Origin of the sequence: Burkholderia sp. 22PA0099 (assembly GCF_047497165.1) — a bacterium.
In the GTDB taxonomy this organism is placed as follows: Bacteria; Pseudomonadota; Gammaproteobacteria; order Burkholderiales; family Burkholderiaceae; genus Burkholderia.
Genome location: NZ_CP163165.1, coordinates 3,947,422 through 3,965,380, shown reverse-complemented (window position 1 = coordinate 3,965,380; position 17,959 = coordinate 3,947,422). Strand labels below are relative to the sequence as shown.

Below are 17,959 nucleotides of genomic sequence, written 5' to 3'. Positions count from 1 at the left end.
CCATGGCGATCCCGCTCGGTGCCGGCAAGGCTCGCACGACCGGCCCGGCGCGCCGGCGCGGGCTCGCGCGCTGGGCTGCTTACGTGGCGGCCGTGCTGGCGCTCGCGTGGCTCGTCACCCAGCTTTATTACTTCGCGCAGATCGCCCTGTGGAACGTCGTCGACCCCGGCTCGACCGCGTTCATGCGCGCTGACGCGTGGCGGCTGAAGGCCGAAACGCCGCCGGTGACGATCCAGCACCAGTGGGTGCCCTACGACCAGATCTCGCGCAATCTGAAGCGCGCCGTGATCGCCTCCGAGGATGCCGATTTCGCCAACAACAACGGCTACGAAGTCGATGCGATCCTGCAGGCCTGGGAACGGAACCGCGCACGCGGGCGGATCGTGGCGGGCGGCTCCACCATCTCGCAGCAGCTCGCGCGCAACCTGTTCCTGTCGAGCCAGAAGAGTTATCTGCGCAAGGGGCAGGAGCTGATCATCACCTGGATGCTCGAAACGCTGCTCGACAAGGAGCGGATCTTCGAGATCTATCTGAATTCGGTGGAGTTCGGGCGCGGCGTGTACGGCGCGGAAGCGGCGGCGCGCTACTACTACAAGGAGCCGGCAAGCCGGCTCACGGCCTGGCAGGCCGCCCGGCTTGCCGTGATGCTGCCCAATCCGAAGTTCTTCGATGCCCATCGCAATTCGCCCTGGCTTGCCCAGCGCACGCGCGTGATCGCGCGGCGGATGGGGGCGGCGGAGTTGCCGGCTTCGCAGTGACGGGGCGTTATACCGAACGGATCCAACGCGTGAGGCGTGTCAGCCATGTTTCCGTTCGATTGGGGGCTGTGTAGGTCTGCCGCTCCGGTTCAGCGCGAGATGGGGGTGGGGCGCGCAGTTCCGGTGGCGGGACCCTGACCGGCGGCGTCGATACAGATCGTAGGAACGTATGGTCCGGCCCGTATTCGAACCGCTCGATGAAGCTCGCTTCGCGTGGCGGCACGGAATTCCCCTTTTCGTCGACCGAGAGCGTTTCGAATTCGACAAGTGGAATGCACCATTTCGCTTGATTGCGTGGGACTTCCTCGTGTTTGTCGTTGACGCAAAAAAATATAATGCTTTCGGGCCAGTCGCTTGCTCGTTCAACGCGTTCCGAATGGTTCCACAGATAGCGCAGCGTAATGGTTCCTGGGTGTGGCGTCCTGGGATCCTGCCTGATTTTTTTCAGCGCTTCGTGAAGCGAATCGGGTTGTTGCACGATGTGTTCTCCCAAACAAGCGGTGCAAGCTGTCATGCCCGCCGCGGCGACGAATGCGGCAAGCGCAAGGCTAGGGTCCTGTCTCATTTCATGATCGAGTCGAAGTAGCGATAGCGCGCGGGGTAGAGGTTTCTGCCCGTCGCCTCGCAGGGTGTGCCTTTGCTGCTCCGATACATGTTGGCCGATTCCGCAAAATCTTCGGAGAGGTTGTTTTTTGCATAGTCTGACGGGGCTCGGGCGTCGCTGGCGACGGCACGCGCCCATTCAGCTTTGCTGTCGAGTTGGCGCCATAGCGATTGGCTGACCTGATGTGCCGTTTCGTGCGTCAAGGTGCTGTCGACGTAACCCTGCGGAATGTCTGTCCATCCTTTCCATGGGAAAGCGATGACTCCGACTTCGATATTGGCCACGGCCGCCGAATAGAAATCGGGGTCTCCGTATTCGCTTTGCCATTTAGCATCATTGGGGTTGGCGTGCGGGCTGACCGTAATCTTGTGAAGATTCTGCAAATGCTGATCAGGGAGCGTTCCGACGGCGTGCGATATCTGCCGGGTATCGAAGACGGAGGTGCCTTTCGGTGCGGAATCGATGGGCATAAAAACAGGGATGATTTTGTTTTCGACGGACACCTAGTAGACAGTGGCCGGAATCTCCCCCAGCCCAGGAATCGTCGCCATTGCCGGTTTGCCACCGGATAAAGTGACTTTGTGGCGGTTGTCGTAAAAGCGGGCTGGAGCGTCGATACGCTGACGTGTACCGTCGAGATAATCGCATTCGCCCTGATCGATTCGAGCACGGGCGGGCGGGTGTTCGGGCCTGGCAGTTGACTGAATCGACGTTCGGCGAGCGGCGGGCGTAGTGGGCATCTGCGGTGTGATGTCTTGCGAGGCAGGCGCATCGATAACCGGTGCAATTCGCATTGCTTTGTCGATTGTTTTCACTCCCCCATCAACGAATACCCTCGCATTCCGCCCCGCAATCACGCGATTGCGCTGGCAAGGGCACAGGACGGCGTCGCCGTCGAGCATGATCGCGCGCCCTTTCTCGCTCATGGTGGTGCAACTGGACACCATGCGGAATGTGCCTTCGCAAGTTCCACAGGTCGCATGTTCGCCGTCGAGCGCGATCTTTCTGCCGTGGTCGCTCGTCGTTGCCGCAACGGCCATCACGATGCCGCCGGTCGTGGTCCGGTCGCCGTTGCACACGGCCGCCTTGCGCATGGAGCCTCTCACCTGTCGTAACTGGAAAGACTGGACGCTATCGCAGGCCGATCGGCTTTCGCGCTGATGCGTATCAAGTCGACACGCCATTGACACCTCGTCGTGACGCGCGGCCGCATCGCCGCCCCCTCCCCATATCGCCCTGCGACACCCCAATCATGTCAATATCTCAATATTTGGGCGACGCATTCAAATATTGAAGACGCCGCACCCCGGCCCCTACAATCGGCACCCATCGATATGCACGGCGCGAGACCCCGAAGGGGCCGCAGCCGCAAGCAACCAGGAGACAGACGATGACGCCGATCCAGCAATCCGCCGAGGTGCGCGCACGCTTGCCGCGAGGCGCGGCCCAGCCCGCCGCCTTGTGATCGCCCGTCACGTGACCCGCTCCCTCATGACCAAGACCCCGATTTCCATCGCGCCGGCCAACGGCACCCGTCCGTCCAACGACAGCCATGCGCAAGCCCCGCTCGGCGCGCTGGCCGACACCATCGGCGCGACCGGCTCGCCGCTCGACCTCGCCGCGCAACAGGCCGGCACGCAAACCTTGCTGCGCGGCCTCGCGATCATCGAGGCGATCGCCGGCGGCGCCCGCGACATGCGCGCCATCGGCGCCGCGCTCGGCACGACGCGCAGCACCACGCACCGCCTCGTCAGCAGCCTGGTTCAGGCGCGCTACCTGCGCCAGATCCAGGGCGGCTATCTGCTCGGCCCGAAGCTGATCGAACTCGGCACGGTCGCGCTCGAACAGATGCCGCTGACCGCCGTGGCCCGCCCGCATCTCGAAGCGCTGGCCGACGCGACGCTCGACACGATCCACCTCGGCGTGCGCGACGGCGACGACGTGCTCTACATCGACAAGATCCCCGGCACGCGCGGCCTCGAAATGCGCTCGCGGATCGGCCACCGGATGCCGCTGGCCTCGACCGGCATCGGCAAGGCGATGATGCTCGACCTCGTGCCCGACACCTGGGCCGCGCTGTTCGAGGCGTCGCGCCGCTCGCTGGCCGGCGTGAACTTCAAGCCCGACCGCCGCCCCGACGCCACCACCTTCCTCCAGCGCATGGCCCATTACGCGGCCGGCGGTTACACGTTCGACCTGGAGGAGAACGAAGCATCGATCCGCTGCGTGGCCGCGCCCGTGCGCGACGCCTCGGGCGCGATCGTGGCGGCGGTGTCGGTGGCGAGCACGATTCCCTACATGCCGCTCGACCGGATGGACGAACTGATCCCGGTCTTGCAGCGCGAAGCGCGCGCCATCTCGTCGGAGTTGGGCTGGAGCGCACCGCAAACGACCCGCAGGATCAAGCGATGACGATGGACCGTCCGGACCCGAAGCCTGCCTCGCCGGCGCTGATCGCGCTCGACTGGGGCACCACGTCGATGCGCGCGTTCCTGTTCGCGGCCGACGGCTCGGTACTCGAATCGAACGCCCACGCCGCCGGCGTGATGAACCTGCCGCGCGGCGGCGGCGCGGCCGCATTCGACGCGGCGTTCGAAACCGCCTGCGGCGCCTGGCTCGACGCCACGCCCGGCCTGCCGGTGCTGGCGGCCGGCATGGTCGGCAGCGCGCAGGGCTGGCGCGAGGCGCCCTATGTGACGACGCCGGTCGATGCCGATGCATTGGCGGCGGGCCTGATTCGCGTCGAGACGGCGCGCGGCGTATCGGTGGCGATCGTGCCCGGCGTGCTCGAAGCCGGTGCGCTGCCCGACGTGATGCGTGGCGAGGAAACCCAGATCGTCGGCGCGCTGGCCGGCGATCCGGCGCTGGGCGGCGACGGCACTGGCGCGTTGATCGGCCTGCCCGGCACCCATGCGAAGTGGGCCTGGGTGCGCCAGGGCCGCATCGAGCGGTTCCGCACTTATATGACGGGCGAGCTGTTCGCGACGCTGCGCGATCACACGATCCTCGGCCGCACCATGCGCGCCGGCGCGGCGGCCGATCTCGACGCGTTCCGGCGCGGCGTGGACGTGGCGCGCGACGGCCGCGACGCGGGCCTGCTCGCAACGATTTTCAGCACCCGCACGCTGGGCCTGACCGGCCGGCTCGCGCCCGAATCGCAGGCCGATTATTTGTCGGGACTGCTGATCGGCCATGAAATGAACGCGCTGGTCGCGATGCTGGCGAGCGTCGGCGCGAGCCTGGCCGCGCAGCCGCCGCGCCTGATCGGCGATCCGGCCTTGTGTGCGCGCTATCTGACGGCGCTGCGTGCGTTCGGCTGCGACGGCGCGCGCGTGGTCGAGCGGGCCACCGAGCGCGGTCTCTGGCGCATCGCGACGCAGGCGGGGCTGGTGGCCGCCGCCGCGTGCACGCCGGGTTGAGCGCCATTCACTGTATTCAGGAGATCGAAACGATGTCATCCGAACTGACGCTGCCCGCACCGTACACGCCGCACGCCGGCCTGGTGCGCGCCTTCGAGGCGTGCCCGCTGGTGGCGATCCTGCGCGGCCTGACGCCGGCCGACGCGGTCGCGCACGGCACGGCGCTGGCGGAAGCCGGTTTCCGGCTGATCGAGGTGCCGCTCAATTCCCCCGATCCGTTCGCGAGCATCGCCGCGTTGCGCGCCGCGCTGCCGCCCGAGGTGCTGATCGGCGCGGGCACGGTGCTGCGTCCCGAATATGTCGACGAAGTGGCACGCGCGGGCGGCGAGCTGATCGTGATGCCGCACGCCGACGCCGCCGTGATCGGCCGCGCCAAGACGCTCGGCCTGGCCAGTGCGCCCGGCGTGGCGACGCCGAGCGAGGCGTTCGCCGCGCTGCGCGCCGGCGCCGACGTGCTGAAGATGTTCCCGGCCGAGCAGCTCGGCCCGATCGCCGTGAAGGCCTGGCGCGCCGTGATCGACAAGCGCGTGCCGCTGGTGCCGGTCGGCGGCGTGACGCCGGACAACATGGGGCCGTACCTGGCGGCGGGCGCGAACGGCTTCGGCCTCGGCTCGGCGCTGTTCAAGCCGGGCCAGACCGCCGCCACCACCGCGCTGCACGCGCAGGCCTACGTGAAGGGCCTCGCGATCGCGCGCAGCGGAGCCGCGAGATGAACCGGCTGGCCGGCAAGACGGCGCTGGTGACGGGCGCGGGCCGGGGCATCGGCGCGGCGATCGCGCTGGCGTTCGCCCGCGAGGGCGCGGCCGTGACGATCGCCGAGCTGGACGAAGCCGCGGGCCGCGAGGCCGCCGCCGCGATCGCACGCGAGGTGCCGCAGGCGCGCGTGCAGGCGGTGCGCACCGACGTGACCGACGCGGCGTCGGTGGCCGATGCGGTGGGCGCCGCCGAGCGCGAATTCGGCGCGCTCGACGTGCTGGTCAACAACGCGGGCGTCAACGTGTTCTGCGATCCGCTGACGATGCGCGACGAGGATTGGCGGCGCTGCTTCGCGGTCGATCTCGATGGGGTCTGGAACGGCTGCCGCGCGGTGCTGGCCGGGATGGTCGAGCGTGGCCGCGGCAGCATCGTCAACGTGGCCTCGACGCACGCGTTCCAGATCATCCCGGGCTGTTTTCCGTACCCGGTCGCCAAGCACGGCGTGCTGGGCCTGACGCGCGCGCTCGGCATCGAATACGCGCCGCGCAACGTGCGCGTCAACGCGATCGCGCCCGGCTACGTCGAAACGCAACTGACGCACGACTGGTGGAACGCGCAGCCGGACCCGGTCAAGGCGCAGGCGGAAACGCTGGCTTTGCAGCCGATGAAGCGGATCGGCCGTCCCGACGAGGTGGCGATGACGGCGGTGTTCCTCGCCTCCGACGAGGCGCCGTTCATCAACGCCACCTGCATCACGATCGATGGCGGACGCACCGCGCTGTACCACGATTGAGGCCGGCGGCCCCGCGCGACGGGGCGGCAGGCGAGGCGGAAAGGCAGGATACCGAAAGACCGCAGCACGCGAAGGCCGCGCGTGTGCCGCGTCAAAAAATCAGGCGGCCGGAACCGATGTGGCATCAACAGGAGACGAAACACATGAAACGCAGAACCTTTGTCACGCTGGCGGCCGCTGCGGCCGTGCTGGCCGGCGGCGCCCCGTTCGCGCAAGCCGCGGACCCGGTGAAGATCGGCTTCCTCGTCAAGCAACCCGAGGAACCGTGGTTCCAGGACGAGTGGAAGTTCGCCGAAATGGCCGCGAAGGAGAAGGGCTTCACGCTGGTGAAGATCGGCGCGCCGTCGGGCGAGAAGGTCATGAGCGCGATCGACAACCTCTCGGCGCAGCAGGCGCAGGGCTTCATCATCTGCACGCCCGACGTCAAGCTCGGGCCGGGCATCGTCGCCAAGGCCAAGTCGCACAAGCTGAAGATGATGACGGTGGACGACCGCCTGGTGGACGGCAGCGGCAAGCCGATCGAATCGGTGCCGCACATGGGCATCTCGGCGTTCAACATCGGCAAGCAGGTCGGCGACGGCATCGCCGCCGAGATCAAGAAGCGCGGCTGGAACATGAACGAAGTCGGCGCGATCGACATCACCTACGAACAGCTCCCGACGGCGCACGACCGCACCGGCGGCGCGACCGAAGCGCTGGTTGCGGCGGGCTTCCCGAAGGCGAACATCATCGCCGCGCCGCAAGCCAAGACCGATACCGAGAACGCGTTCAACGCGGCCAACATCGCGCTGACCAAGAACCCGAAGTTCAAGCACTGGGTGGCGTACGGCCTCAACGACGAGGCGGTGCTCGGCGCGGTGCGCGCGGCCGAAGGGCGCGGCTTCAAGGCCGACAACATGATCGGCATCGGCATCGGCGGTTCGGATTCGGCACTCAGCGAGTTCAAGAAGCCGCAGCCGACGGGCTTCTACGGCACCGTCATCATCAGCCCGAAGCGTCATGGCGAGGAAACCACCGAGCTGATGTACGACTGGATCACGCAGAACAAGATGCCGCCGCTGCTGACGCTGACGACCGGCATGCTCGCGACGCGTGACAACGTCGAGAAGGTACGCACCGAGATGGGTCTCGCATCGAAGTAAGTCGAGGCGATCGAGGCAGGGGCGCGCCGGTCTGGCCGGCGCGCCTCGCCAAGCAGGAACGGGCGCCGCGCGAGGCGGCGGCCCGGTAACGACGAGTGGAGGCCAAGTGGCTGCGGTTCTGCGTTTCGACAATATCGGCAAGGTCTTCCCCGGCGTGCGGGCGCTCGACGGCATCTCGTTCGACGTGCACGCCGGGCAGGTCCACGGCCTCATGGGCGAGAACGGCGCGGGCAAGTCGACGCTGCTGAAGATCCTCGGTGGCGAGTATCAGCCCGATTCCGGCAGCGTGCTCGTCGACGACGAGCCGGTGAAATTCACGAGCGCGGCGGCGTCGATCGCGGCCGGCGTGGCGGTGATTCACCAGGAGCTGCAATACGTGCCCGATCTGACGGTGGCCGAGAACCTGATGCTCGGCCGGCTGCCGAACTCGCTCGGTTTCGTGCGCAAGCGCGACGCACGGCGCCATGTGCGCGAGCGGCTGGAGGCGATGGGCGTCGATCTCGACCCGGGCGCCAAACTGCGCCGGCTGTCGATCGCGCAGCGCCAGATGGTGGAAATCTGCAAGGCGCTGATGCGCAACGCACGCGTGATCGCGCTCGACGAACCGACCAGCTCGCTGTCGCACCGCGAGACCGAGGTGCTGTTCAAGCTGGTGGACGACCTGCGCGCCGACGGCCGCGCGCTGATCTACATCTCGCACCGCATGGACGAGATCTACCGGCTGTGCGACGCGTGCACGATCTTCCGCGACGGGCGGCGGATCGCTTCGCACCCGGTGCTGGCCGAGGTGACGCGCGACCAGATGGTCAGCCAGATGGTCGGCCGCGAAATCAACGACATCTATCACTACCGCCCGCGCCAGCTCGGCGCGGTGCGGCTCGAAGCCGACCAGGTGGCGGGCGACGCGCTGAAGGCGCCGGCCAGCTTCTCGGTGCGGGCCGGCGAGATCGTCGGCTTCTTCGGCCTGGTGGGCGCGGGCCGCAGCGAGCTGATGCGGGTGATCTACGGCGCGGACCGCAAACGCGGCGGCTCGCTGACGCTCGACGGCAAGCGCATCGAGATTCGCCGCACCGGCGACGCGATCCGCCACGGCATCGTGCTGTGCCCGGAAGATCGCAAGGAAGAGGGGATCGTCGCGATGGCGACGGTTGCCGAGAACATCAACATCAGTTGCCGCCGCCATTCGCTGCGCGCGGGGATGTTCCTGAACGGCCGCAAGGAAGCCGAAACGGCCGATCGCTTCATCAAGCTGCTGAAGATCAAGACGCCGAGCCGCCGCCAGAAGATCCGGTTCCTGTCGGGCGGCAACCAGCAGAAGGCGATTCTGTCGCGCTGGCTCGCCGAGCCGGACCTGAAGGTCGTGATTCTCGACGAGCCGACACGCGGCATCGACGTCGGCGCGAAGAACGAGATCTACCAGGTGATCTACGAACTGGCCGAGCGCGGCTGCGCGATCGTGATGGTGTCGTCGGAATTGCCCGAGGTGCTGGGCGTGTCCGACCGCATCGTCGTGATGCGCGAGGGCCGGATCGCCGGCGAGCTGGCGCGCGCCGACGCGAACGAACAGGCGGTGCTCAGTCTGGCGCTGCCGCAGGGTCCGAGCGAGCAGGCCGCCTGACGGCGTGCGCGAGCGGACAGACGAACATGGAGACCGCGCGGCACACTCTTCGCCGCGCATCGTAGGGAGCAACACGATGGAAGCCAGAGAAAATATCGCGCAGGCCGCCGCCAAAAAAGCGGCCGAAGCCTTGATTCCGCAGAGCAACGACAAGCAGAAGTGGTGGCAGCAGGTCACCGACTACAGCCTGATCGTGATCTTCGCGGTGATGTTCATCACCATGTCGGTGACGGTCGATCACTTCTTCTCGATCGACAACATGCTGGGCCTCGCGCTGTCGATCTCGCAGATCGGCATGGTGGCCTGCACCATGATGTTCTGTCTCGCCTCGCGCGATTTCGACCTGTCGATCGGCTCGACCGTCGCGTTCTCGGGTGTGCTCTGCGCGATGGTGCTGAACGCCACCGACAACACCTTCATCGCGATCGTCGCGGCGGTGGTGGCCGGTGCGGCGATCGGCTTCGTCAACGGCGCGGTGATCGCCTACCTGCGCATCAACGCGCTGATCACCACGCTGGCCACCATGGAAATCGTGCGCGGCCTGGGCTTCATCGTCTCGCACGGGCAGGCGGTGGGCGTGTCGTCGGACACCTTCATCGCGCTCGGCGGCCTGGCGATGTTCGGCGTGTCGCTGCCGATCTGGGTCACGCTGCTGTGCTTCATCGTGTTCGGCGTGATGCTGAACCAGACGGTGTACGGCCGCAACACGCTGGCGATCGGCGGCAACCCGGAGGCGTCGCGCCTGGCCGGCATCAACGTCGAGCGCACACGCGTGTGGATCTTCCTGATCCAGGGCGCGGTGACCGCGCTGGCCGGCGTGATCCTCGCCTCGCGCATCACCTCGGGTCAGCCGAACGCGGCCGAAGGCTTCGAGCTGAACGTGATCTCGGCCTGCGTGCTCGGCGGCGTGTCGCTGCTCGGCGGGCGGGCGACGATCTCGGGCGTGGTGATCGGCGTGCTGATCATGGGCACGGTCGAGAACGTGATGAACCTGCTCAATATCGACGCGTTCTACCAGTACCTCGTGCGCGGCGCGATCCTGCTCGCCGCCGTGCTGCTCGACCAGTTGAAGAACCGCGGCACGCGCGACTGACGCGGCTTCAAGGATCAAGGACCACGCACCATGCAAACCCATCAGCCGATCGCCGCCGACGACGCACACGGCGCGCGCTTTCCGAGCCTGACCGACCGGGCGGTGTTGATCACGGGCGGCGCCACCGGCATCGGCGCCGCGTTCGTCGAGCACTTCGCGGCGCAGGGCGCGCGCGTCGGCTTTCTCGATCTCGACGCGCAGGCCGGCGTTGCGCTGGCCGAGCGGCTGTCCGACGCGCGCCATGCGCCGGCGTTCGTCGCGGCCGACCTGACCGACATCGATGCGCTGCGCCGCGCCATCGCCGAGCTGCGCACGCGCACCGGCCCGTTCGGCGTGCTGATCAACAACGCCGCCAACGACCGCCGCCACAGCATCGAGGACGTCACGCCCGAATCGTTCGACGCGGCCATCGCCGTGAACCTGCGCCATCAGTTCTTCGCCGCGCAGGCGGTGATCGACGACATGAAATCGCTCGGCGGCGGTGCGATCGTCAACCTCGGTTCGATCAGCTGGATGCTGAAGAACGGCGGCTACCCGATCTACGCCACCTCGAAGGCCGCGATCCAGGGGCTCACGCGCACGCTGGCGCGCGACCTCGGCCCGTTCCGGATTCGCGTCAATGCGCTGGTGCCGGGCTGGGTGATGACCGACAAGCAGCGCGCGCTGTGGCTCGACGATGCCGGGCGCGCGGCCATCAAGGCCGGGCAGTGCATCGGCGACGAGCTGCTGCCCGACGACGTGGCCCGCGCCGCGCTGTTCCTCGCGGCCGACGACAGCCGCATGATGACCGCCCAGGACGTCGTGATCGACGGCGGCTGGGCCTGACCCGGATTCGCGTGCCGCCCGCGCGGCGCTGACAGGAGACGAGCATGACGACATCGACCATGGGCAGTGCTTCTTCCTCGCCGGCGGGTTCGCCGGTGGGTTCGCCGGCTGCGGCCCGCGCGCGCCGCGCCCGGCTGGCGGCCGCCGCGCAGCCGGTCAGCCCCGGCCCGCAAACGGCCAGCGTCGCGCAGGGCGTGCTATCGGCGGCCGACGCGGCGGTCACGCTCGCCACCGCCGAATTGCGGCTCGATGTGGTGCCGCACCTGGGCGGCGGCATCGCGCGCTTCGACTGGCGCGGCGACGGCGCGTCCACGCCGATCTTCCGCGGCTGCGAGCACGTCGAGGCGGCCACCGATCCGAACGCGCTCGGCTGCTATCCGCTGCTGCCGTATTCGAACCGGATCGGCGGCGGGCGCTTCGAGTGCGACGGGCGTCGCGTCGAGGTGCCGCGCAACCGCGCGAGCGAACCGCTGCCGATTCACGGCGACGGCTGGCTGTCGCGCTGGCGCATCGACGAGGCGTCGGCCACCGAGCTGCATCTGTCGCTCGACCGGCACGGCGCCGCGCCCCACGCCTATCGCGCGACGCAATCGTTCGTGCTCGACGGCCCCACGCTGTCGATCGCGCTGTCGATCGAGAACGCCGGCCGCGAGCCGCTGCCGTTCGGGCTCGGCGTGCATCCGTTCATCGTGCGCGACGACACCACCGAGCTGGCCGCCTCGGCGGGCGGCCTGTGGCTGTCCGGCCCCGACTGGCTGCCGCGCCGGCATGTCGGCGTGCCGCCCGCCTGGCAGTTCGGCATCGCCTATCCGCTGCCGTCCACGCTCGTCAATCACGCGTTCACCGGCTGGGGCGGGCGCGCGACCGTGGCCTGGCCGTCGCGCGGACTCAGCATGGCGATCGAATCGGACGCCGATTGCTACGTGCTCTACACGCCACCCGGCGAGCGCTTTTTCTGCTTCGAGCCGGTCGATCACCCGATCAACGCGGTGAACCTGCCCGGCGGCCCCGAGGCGCACGGCATGACGCTGCTCGCGCCGGGCGAACGGCTCGCGCGGCGCTTCCGCTTCACGGTCGAGCGTGCCGATCCGCGCGCGGGCGCGGCGGCGCGCGGCGCCAGGGCGGCCGGCCGCTGACGCGGGTTCGGGCCTGGGTTCGGGCCGATTGCGGCGGACGGCCGCGGCGCAGCGGGTAAAATACGCGGCATTTCTCACCCGATCCGCCGCGAACATGTCCGCTCCGCTGACCTTCATCGATACGCTGCGCGCCGCCTGGCAGCGCACGAACTCCCTGCTCTGCGTCGGTCTCGACCCCGAACCGACGCGTTTCCCCGCCCATCTGGCGAACCGCCCCGAAGCGATCTTCGATTTCTGCCGCGAGATCGTCGACGCGACCGCGCCCTACGCGAGCGCGTTCAAGCCGCAGATCGCCTACTTCGCCGCGCACCGCGCCGAAGATCAACTCGAACGGCTGATCGCGCACATCCACCTGCAGCACCCGGGCCTCCCGGTGGTGCTCGACGCCAAGCGCGGCGACATCGGCAGCACCGCCGAGCAATACGCGCGCGAGGCGTTCGAGCGCTATCGCGCCGACGCCGTGACGGTGAATCCGTACATGGGCTACGACTCGATCGAGCCGTATCTGGCCTACGAGGACAAGGGCGTGGTGGTGTTGTGCCGCACCTCGAACCCGGGCGGCTCGGATCTGCAGTTCCTCGAAACCGGCGGTCGTCCGCTCTATCAGGTGGTGGCCGAGCTGGCCGCCACCAAATGGAACGCGAAGACGGGCCAGCTCGCGCTGGTGGTGGGCGCGACGTTCCCGAAGGAGATCGAGATCGTGCGCGGCCTCGTCGGCGACATGCCGCTGCTGATCCCCGGCGTGGGCGCGCAGGGCGGCGACGTGCAGGCGACGGTGTCGGCCGGCCGCACGGCCGATGGCGGCGGCATGATGATCAACTCGTCGCGCGCGATCCTCTACGCCAGCAACGGCGAGGACTTCACCGAAGCCGCCGCGCGCGCCGCGCAGGCCACGCGCGACGCGATCAACGCGCATCGCTGATCGCTCCGCCGCTCGCGTCACGGTAAGCGGCAATCGAAGCGATAAAAAAAGCGCCCGAGGCAGCGATGCCCGGGCGCTTTTTTCTTAAGATCGGCGACGGATCAGCGCTCGCGTTCGTCGAGCAGCTCGAGCAGCCCGCGCAGCGCGTGCACGGCGGCCTGCACGCGGATCTGTTCGCGATCGCCGCGAAACACGCGCGTCTCGACCTCGGTGTGCAGCCGGTTGCTCCAGCCGAACGAGACGGTGCCCACCGGCTTGTGCTCGGAGCCGCCGCCGGGGCCGGCGATGCCAGTGACCGACAGCGCCACCTGCGCGCGGCTGTTGCGCAGCGCGCCCTCGGCCATCGCGCGCGCCACCGGTTCGCTGACCGCGCCGTGCTTTTCGATCAGCTCCGGCGGCACGCCGATCATCTCGCTCTTGGCCTGGTTCGAATACGTGACGAAGCCGCGCTCGAACCAGCCGCTGCTGCCGGAAATATCGGTGACGGCGGTGGCGATCATGCCGCCGGTGCAGGATTCGGCGGTGGCGAGCATCAGGTGCTCGTCGCGCAGCTTGTTGCCGGCGCGGATCGCGAGCTGGTGGACGACGGAATCGGTCGGCATGCGTGCGGTATCAGCGAGAAGTGGAAAACAGGGCCTGCCCCATCGCGATCACGAACAGCGTCACGAAGGCGGCCGGCAGATCGTCGGCCATGATGCCAAAACCACCTTTCAAACGGCGGTCGAAATGGCGTACCGGCGGCGGTTTGACGCTGTCGACGAGACGAAACAGCACGAACGCGCCGAGTTGCTGGGCGAAGCTGGCCGGCGTCACGAGCCACATGACGAGCCAGACCGCGACGATGCGATCCCAGACGATCGCGCGCGGCTTCACGTCCGGCTTTGCGTCCGGGTTTGCGCCGCCGAGCGCGCGGGCCGTGAAGCCGGTGGCCGCCACGCCCAGCGCGAAGCCGGCCACGATCAGCGCGGTCCAGCCGGCGTCGCCCAGGTACGGCGCCAGCGCGACGAAGCTGATCCAGCCGAACAGCGAGCCGATCAGGCCCGGCGCGAGCGGGGCGAGGCCGCTGCCGAAGCCGAGCGACAGCAGATGCAGCGGGTGCGAGCGCATGAACGGCGCGCTTGCGCGGCGCGGTTGCGGGCGGGTGTCGTCGTGAATCTCGTGGATGTCGTGGAATGCGGCGGAGCCCGCGCCGGGTTCGATGCGTTCGGTGCGCGCGGCGGCCGCGGGCTCCGGCTCGGGTTCGCGCTCCCGGGCGGCCGGAATCAGGGGCAGGGCGTCGGGGCGGCTGTCGTCGGGCCGCGGCGCCGGATCATTGATCGTCATGGAAGTGATCGAAACCGTGCAGGGTCAGCGAAAGCGGCGCGCCCTGGCCGTCGCGCCAGCGGATCGCGGGCGTTTCTCCGGCGGTGAGCGCGCGGATCTCGCCGATCCGCGTGACCGGCACGCCGGCTGTTTCGCCGGCCGCCAGCACGGCCTTGCGTGCCGTGACGGGGGCCGTGAAGCAGAGTTCGTAATCGTCGCCGCCGGCCAGCGTGCAGGTGCGCTGCACGGCGCTCGGCAGCGTGGCGAGCGCGGCCGAGCGCGGCACCGCGTCCGCGTCGATCTCGGCGGCCACCTGCGAGCGTTCGAGGATGTGGCGCAGATCGCCGGCCAGGCCGTCGGACACGTCGAGCGCCGCATGCGCGATGCCGGCCAGCGCCAGCCCGAGCGCGACGCGCGGCTCCGGCCATTCGAGCGCGCGGCGGAACGTGGCGATTTCCGCGTCGCCTGCCGGCCATTCGCCGCGTACGACGCCGAGCCCGGCGCGTGCGTCGCCGAGCGTGCCCGATACCCACACGTCGTCGCCGTCGCGCGCCGCATCGCGGCGCAGCGCGCGGTCGGGCGCGACGTCGCCGAACACCGTCACGCACAGGTTCAGCGGGCCGCTCGTGGTGTCGCCGCCCACCAGCTCGCAGCCGTGGCGATCGGCGATCTCGAACAGGCCGTCCGAGAACGCGTCGAGCCAGTCGGCGTCGGCGCGCGGCAGCGCGAACGCCAGCGTGAACGCACGCGGCTGCGCGCCCATCGCGGCGAGATCCGAGAGATTGACGGCCAGGGTTTTGTGGCCGAGTGCGCGCGGCGGCACGTCGGGGAAGAAATGGCGGCCTTCGACCAGCATGTCCGTCGAAATCGCCATCATCGTGTCCGGGTTGGGCGCGAGCAGCGCGCAATCGTCGCCGATGCCGAGCACGGTGTGCGCACCGTGCCGCCGTGCGCGGCGCGTGAAATAGCGATCGATCAACGAGAATTCGGACAGGGCAGAGGCGGCCACGGCAGGCGGTTCCGGCGAGCAGACGAAGGGCGGCCATTGTAAGGCTGCGCGGCCCCGTTACGTGCATTCCGGTCAGGGCTGTTGTAGCCGGCGCGACAAATTGCGGGGCGGGGATTGGCGCTACAATGTGCCTCGAACAGATATTCTAATTCCGCCCTTCTTCCAGCTCCCATGTCCACCAAGCCCTCCTCGAAAGCCGATCTCCGCGCAGCCGCCCTCGATTACCACGAATTTCCGACGCCGGGCAAAATCGCCGTCCAGCCGACCAAGCAGATGATCAATCAGCGCGATCTCGCGCTGGCCTATTCGCCGGGCGTCGCGTTCGCCTGCGAAGAGATCGTCGAGAACCCGCTGAACGCCGCGCGCTTCACGTCGCGCAGCAACCTGGTGGGCGTCGTCACCAACGGCACCGCGGTGCTCGGCCTCGGCAACATCGGCCCGCTCGCCTCGAAGCCCGTGATGGAAGGCAAGGCGGCGCTGTTCAAGAAGTTCGCCGGCATCGACGTGTTCGACATCGAGCTGAACGAATCCGATCCGCACAAGCTGGTCGACGTGATCACCGCGCTCGAGCCCACCTTCGGCGGCATCAACCTCGAAGACATCAAGGCGCCGGATTGCTTCATCGTCGAACGCGAATGCCGCAAGCGCATGAAGATCCCGGTGTTCCACGACGACCAGCACGGCACGGCGATCGTGGTGGCGGCCGCCGTCACGAACGGCCTGAAGGTGGTCGGCAAGGACATCAAGAAGATCAAGCTGGTCGCGTCGGGCGCGGGTGCGGCGGCGCTGGCCTGCCTGGACCTGCTGGTCGACATTGGCCTGCCGCTCGAAAACATCATCGTCACCGACCTGGCCGGCGTGGTGTACAAGGGCCGCACCGAGCTGATGGATCCGGACAAGGAGCGCTTCGCGCAGGAAACCGAGGCACGCACGCTGGCCGACGTGATCGCCGGCGCGGACGTGTTCCTCGGCCTGTCGGCCGCCGGCGTGCTGAAGCAGGAGATGGTCAAGGGCATGGCGGATCGCCCGCTGATCCTCGCGCTCGCCAACCCGAACCCGGAAATCATGCCGGAAGCCGCGCATGAAGTGCGTCCGGACGCGATCCTCGCGACGGGCCGCACCGATTACCCGAACCAGGTCAACAACGTTCTCTGCTTCCCGTTCATCTTCCGCGGCGCGCTCGACGTCGGTGCGACCACCATCACGCGCGAGATGGAAATTGCCGCCGTGAACGCGATCGCCGGCCTGGCGCAGCAGGAACAGAGCGACATCGTCGCCACCGCCTACGGCATCGAAGATCTCTCGTTCGGCCCCGAATACCTGATCCCGAAGCCGTTCGACCCGCGCCTGATCGTGACGATCGCGCCGGCCGTGGCCAAGGCGGCCATGGAAGGCGGCGTCGCGACGCGCCCGATCGAGGACATGGACGCCTACGTCCAGCATCTGCAGCAGTTCGTCTACCACAGCGGCAACACCATGAAGCCGGTGTTCCAGCTCGCACGCAGCGCGCCGGAAGACAAGAAGCGCGTGGTGTTCGCCGAGGGCGAGGAAGAGCGCGTGCTGCGCGCCGTGCAGATCCTGATCGACGAAAAGGTGGCCAAGCCGATCCTGATCGGCCGCCCGCAGGTGATCGAAAGCCGCATCAAGCGCTTTGGCCTGCGCATCACGCCGGGCGTCGATTTCACGATCGTCAACACCGAGCACGACGAGCGCTACCGTGATTTCTGGCAAACCTACTACCAGTTGATGGCGCGCAAGGGCATGGGCCATCAGCTTGCCAAGCTCGAAATGCGCCGCCGCACCACGCTGATCGGCGCGATGCTGGTCAAGAAGGGCGAAGCCGACGGCATGATCTGCGGCACGATCAGCACCACGCACCGCCATCTGCACTTCGTCGATCAGGTGATCGGCAAGCGCGAGGGTTGCAGCGTGTACGCGGCAATGAACGGCCTGGTGCTGCCGGGCCGCCAGATCTTCATCGTCGATACGCACGTCAACGTCGATCCGACCCCGGAGCAACTGGCCGAGATCACGATGATGGCCGCCGAGGAAGTGCGTCGGTTCGGCATCGAGCCGAAGGTCGCGCTGCTGTCGCATTCGAACTTCGGCACGAGCAACGCACCGACCGCGGTGAAGATGCGCGACACGCTGGCGATCCTGAAGGAACGCGCGCCGGGCCTCGAAGTGGACGGCGAAATGCACGGCGACGTGGCGCTCGACGCTGCGCTGCGCAAGGAAATCCTGCCGGATTCGACGCTGGAAGGCGATGCGAACCTGCTGGTGATGCCGAACATCGACGCGGCCAATATCGCCTACAACATGCTGAAGACGGCGGCCGGCAACAATATTGCGATCGGCCCGATCCTGCTCGGCGCGGCCCAGCCGGTGCACGTGCTGACCGAATCGGCCACGGTGCGCCGGATCGTCAACATGGCGGCGCTGCTGGTGGCGGACGTCAACGCGCGCTAACTCGGCGCCGAGCGGCTGCGCTTGAAAGCACCTCGGGCCGCCATGGCCCGCGAATCGCCCGGCCTTCAAACGCCGGGCGATTTGCTTTCAACGGCCGAATTCTTCGTCGATCGGTCGCGAATCGGAAACGGAAAAGCGGCGTGCCTCATTGCAAGGCACGCCGTCGGGCATGG

The 17,959-nt window shown here is 68.1% G+C and carries 18 protein-coding genes; 12 read left to right on the top strand and 6 right to left on the bottom strand.

Going from position 1 to position 17,959, the window contains the following annotated elements:
- Positions 1–2: 2 nt before the first annotated feature.
- A complete protein-coding gene (mtgA, locus tag AB4851_RS32975; protein WP_414450383.1) occupies positions 3–758 on the top strand; it encodes a monofunctional biosynthetic peptidoglycan transglycosylase in 756 nt (251 codons plus the stop codon).
- Between the two features lie 7 nt (positions 759–765).
- Here mtgA and AB4851_RS32970 read toward each other — a convergent pair whose 3' ends face one another.
- From AB4851_RS32970 to AB4851_RS32960, 3 genes are all read right to left on the bottom strand, one after another.
- Complete coding sequence (locus AB4851_RS32970; RefSeq protein ID WP_414450382.1) at positions 766–1,236, bottom strand: hypothetical protein; 471 nt, start codon at positions 1,234–1,236, stop codon at positions 766–768.
- Between the two features lie 83 nt (positions 1,237–1,319).
- A complete protein-coding gene (locus AB4851_RS32965; RefSeq protein ID WP_414450381.1) occupies positions 1,320–1,865 on the bottom strand; it encodes a hypothetical protein in 546 nt (181 codons plus the stop codon).
- A complete protein-coding gene (locus tag AB4851_RS32960; protein WP_414450380.1) occupies positions 1,866–2,456 on the bottom strand; it encodes a PAAR domain-containing protein in 591 nt (196 codons plus the stop codon).
- Positions 2,457–2,853: 397 nt separating this feature from the next.
- Between AB4851_RS32960 and AB4851_RS32955 the strand changes: the two genes are divergently transcribed.
- The 10 genes from AB4851_RS32955 to pyrF all read left to right on the top strand — a co-directional run bounded on the left by AB4851_RS32955 (position 2,854) and on the right by pyrF (position 13,006).
- The gene (locus AB4851_RS32955) at positions 2,854–3,774 is read left to right on the top strand and encodes an IclR family transcriptional regulator (protein ID WP_414443877.1); all 921 of its coding nucleotides are present in this window, start codon (positions 2,854–2,856) and stop codon (positions 3,772–3,774) included.
- Positions 3,771–4,781 (top strand): 2-dehydro-3-deoxygalactonokinase, encoded by a 1,011-nt coding sequence (locus tag AB4851_RS32950; RefSeq protein ID WP_414443878.1) that lies wholly within the window; start codon positions 3,771–3,773, stop codon positions 4,779–4,781. The genes AB4851_RS32955 and AB4851_RS32950 overlap by 4 nt, the downstream gene beginning before the upstream one ends.
- 32 nt (positions 4,782–4,813) lie before the next feature.
- Complete coding sequence (locus AB4851_RS32945; RefSeq protein WP_414443879.1) at positions 4,814–5,494, top strand: 2-dehydro-3-deoxy-6-phosphogalactonate aldolase; 681 nt, start codon at positions 4,814–4,816, stop codon at positions 5,492–5,494.
- Complete coding sequence (locus AB4851_RS32940; protein ID WP_414450379.1) at positions 5,491–6,270, top strand: SDR family oxidoreductase; 780 nt, start codon at positions 5,491–5,493, stop codon at positions 6,268–6,270. The genes AB4851_RS32945 and AB4851_RS32940 overlap by 4 nt, the downstream gene beginning before the upstream one ends.
- 143 nt (positions 6,271–6,413) lie before the next feature.
- Complete coding sequence (locus AB4851_RS32935; RefSeq protein ID WP_414450378.1) at positions 6,414–7,412, top strand: arabinose ABC transporter substrate-binding protein; 999 nt, start codon at positions 6,414–6,416, stop codon at positions 7,410–7,412.
- 106 nt (positions 7,413–7,518) lie between these two features.
- Complete coding sequence (gene araG, locus AB4851_RS32930) at positions 7,519–9,030, top strand: L-arabinose ABC transporter ATP-binding protein AraG (RefSeq protein WP_414450377.1); 1,512 nt, start codon at positions 7,519–7,521, stop codon at positions 9,028–9,030.
- Positions 9,031–9,106: 76 nt separating this feature from the next.
- The gene (gene araH, locus AB4851_RS32925) at positions 9,107–10,123 is read left to right on the top strand and encodes an L-arabinose ABC transporter permease AraH (RefSeq protein ID WP_414443883.1); all 1,017 of its coding nucleotides are present in this window, start codon (positions 9,107–9,109) and stop codon (positions 10,121–10,123) included.
- A 30-nt stretch (positions 10,124–10,153) separates the two neighbouring features.
- Positions 10,154–10,948, top strand: coding sequence for an SDR family NAD(P)-dependent oxidoreductase (locus AB4851_RS32920; RefSeq protein ID WP_414450376.1), 795 nt, complete (start codon positions 10,154–10,156; stop codon positions 10,946–10,948).
- 59 nt (positions 10,949–11,007) lie between these two features.
- Positions 11,008–12,084 carry an aldose 1-epimerase gene (locus AB4851_RS32915; protein WP_414452000.1) on the top strand — a complete coding sequence of 359 codons (1,077 nt, stop codon included), beginning with the start codon at positions 11,008–11,010 and terminating at the stop codon, positions 12,082–12,084.
- 94 nt (positions 12,085–12,178) lie between these two features.
- Positions 12,179–13,006 (top strand): orotidine-5'-phosphate decarboxylase, encoded by an 828-nt coding sequence (gene pyrF / locus AB4851_RS32910; protein ID WP_414450375.1) that lies wholly within the window; start codon positions 12,179–12,181, stop codon positions 13,004–13,006.
- A gap of 101 nt (positions 13,007–13,107) precedes the next feature.
- Here the strand turns inward: pyrF and AB4851_RS32905 are convergent, their stop codons facing one another.
- The 3 genes from AB4851_RS32905 to thiL are packed head-to-tail and all read right to left on the bottom strand — an operon-like array spanning position 13,108 to position 15,317.
- The gene (locus AB4851_RS32905; protein ID WP_414450374.1) at positions 13,108–13,608 is read right to left on the bottom strand and encodes a CinA family protein; all 501 of its coding nucleotides are present in this window, start codon (positions 13,606–13,608) and stop codon (positions 13,108–13,110) included.
- Positions 13,609–13,618: 10 nt separating this feature from the next.
- A complete protein-coding gene (locus tag AB4851_RS32900) occupies positions 13,619–14,329 on the bottom strand; it encodes a phosphatidylglycerophosphatase A (protein WP_414450373.1) in 711 nt (236 codons plus the stop codon).
- Positions 14,316–15,317 carry a thiamine-phosphate kinase gene (gene thiL / locus AB4851_RS32895; RefSeq protein ID WP_414450372.1) on the bottom strand — a complete coding sequence of 334 codons (1,002 nt, stop codon included), beginning with the start codon at positions 15,315–15,317 and terminating at the stop codon, positions 14,316–14,318. Before thiL ends, AB4851_RS32900 begins: the two co-directional genes overlap by 14 nt.
- 171 nt (positions 15,318–15,488) lie before the next feature.
- Here thiL and AB4851_RS32890 point away from each other — a divergent pair, with 171 nt between their 5' ends.
- A complete protein-coding gene (locus AB4851_RS32890) occupies positions 15,489–17,786 on the top strand; it encodes an NADP-dependent malic enzyme (RefSeq protein WP_414450371.1) in 2,298 nt (765 codons plus the stop codon).
- The last annotated feature ends 173 nt before the right edge of the window (positions 17,787–17,959 follow it).

What these genes read in the sequence shown, in the direction of transcription:
- mtgA (WP_414450383.1), top strand. Translation starts at nt 3, where the DNA reads ATGGCGATCCCGCTCGGTGCCGGCAAGGCTCGCACGACCGGCCCGGCG.
- AB4851_RS32960 (WP_414450380.1), bottom strand. Translation starts at nt 2,456, where the DNA reads ATGCGCAAGGCGGCCGTGTGCAACGGCGACCGGACCACGACCGGCGGC.
- AB4851_RS32940 (WP_414450379.1), top strand. Translation starts at nt 5,491, where the DNA reads ATGAACCGGCTGGCCGGCAAGACGGCGCTGGTGACGGGCGCGGGCCGG.
- AB4851_RS32935 (WP_414450378.1), top strand. Translation starts at nt 6,414, where the DNA reads ATGAAACGCAGAACCTTTGTCACGCTGGCGGCCGCTGCGGCCGTGCTG.
- AB4851_RS32920 (WP_414450376.1), top strand. Translation starts at nt 10,154, where the DNA reads ATGCAAACCCATCAGCCGATCGCCGCCGACGACGCACACGGCGCGCGC.
- pyrF (WP_414450375.1), top strand. Translation starts at nt 12,179, where the DNA reads ATGTCCGCTCCGCTGACCTTCATCGATACGCTGCGCGCCGCCTGGCAG.
- AB4851_RS32955 (WP_414443877.1), top strand. Translation starts at nt 2,854, where the DNA reads ATGACCAAGACCCCGATTTCCATCGCGCCGGCCAACGGCACCCGTCCG.
- AB4851_RS32900 (WP_414450373.1), bottom strand. Translation starts at nt 14,329, where the DNA reads ATGACGATCAATGATCCGGCGCCGCGGCCCGACGACAGCCGCCCCGAC.
- araH (WP_414443883.1), top strand. Translation starts at nt 9,107, where the DNA reads ATGGAAGCCAGAGAAAATATCGCGCAGGCCGCCGCCAAAAAAGCGGCC.
- AB4851_RS32950 (WP_414443878.1), top strand. Translation starts at nt 3,771, where the DNA reads ATGACGATGGACCGTCCGGACCCGAAGCCTGCCTCGCCGGCGCTGATC.
- AB4851_RS32945 (WP_414443879.1), top strand. Translation starts at nt 4,814, where the DNA reads ATGTCATCCGAACTGACGCTGCCCGCACCGTACACGCCGCACGCCGGC.
- AB4851_RS32890 (WP_414450371.1), top strand. Translation starts at nt 15,489, where the DNA reads ATGTCCACCAAGCCCTCCTCGAAAGCCGATCTCCGCGCAGCCGCCCTC.
- AB4851_RS32905 (WP_414450374.1), bottom strand. Translation starts at nt 13,608, where the DNA reads ATGCCGACCGATTCCGTCGTCCACCAGCTCGCGATCCGCGCCGGCAAC.
- AB4851_RS32915 (WP_414452000.1), top strand. Translation starts at nt 11,008, where the DNA reads ATGGGCAGTGCTTCTTCCTCGCCGGCGGGTTCGCCGGTGGGTTCGCCG.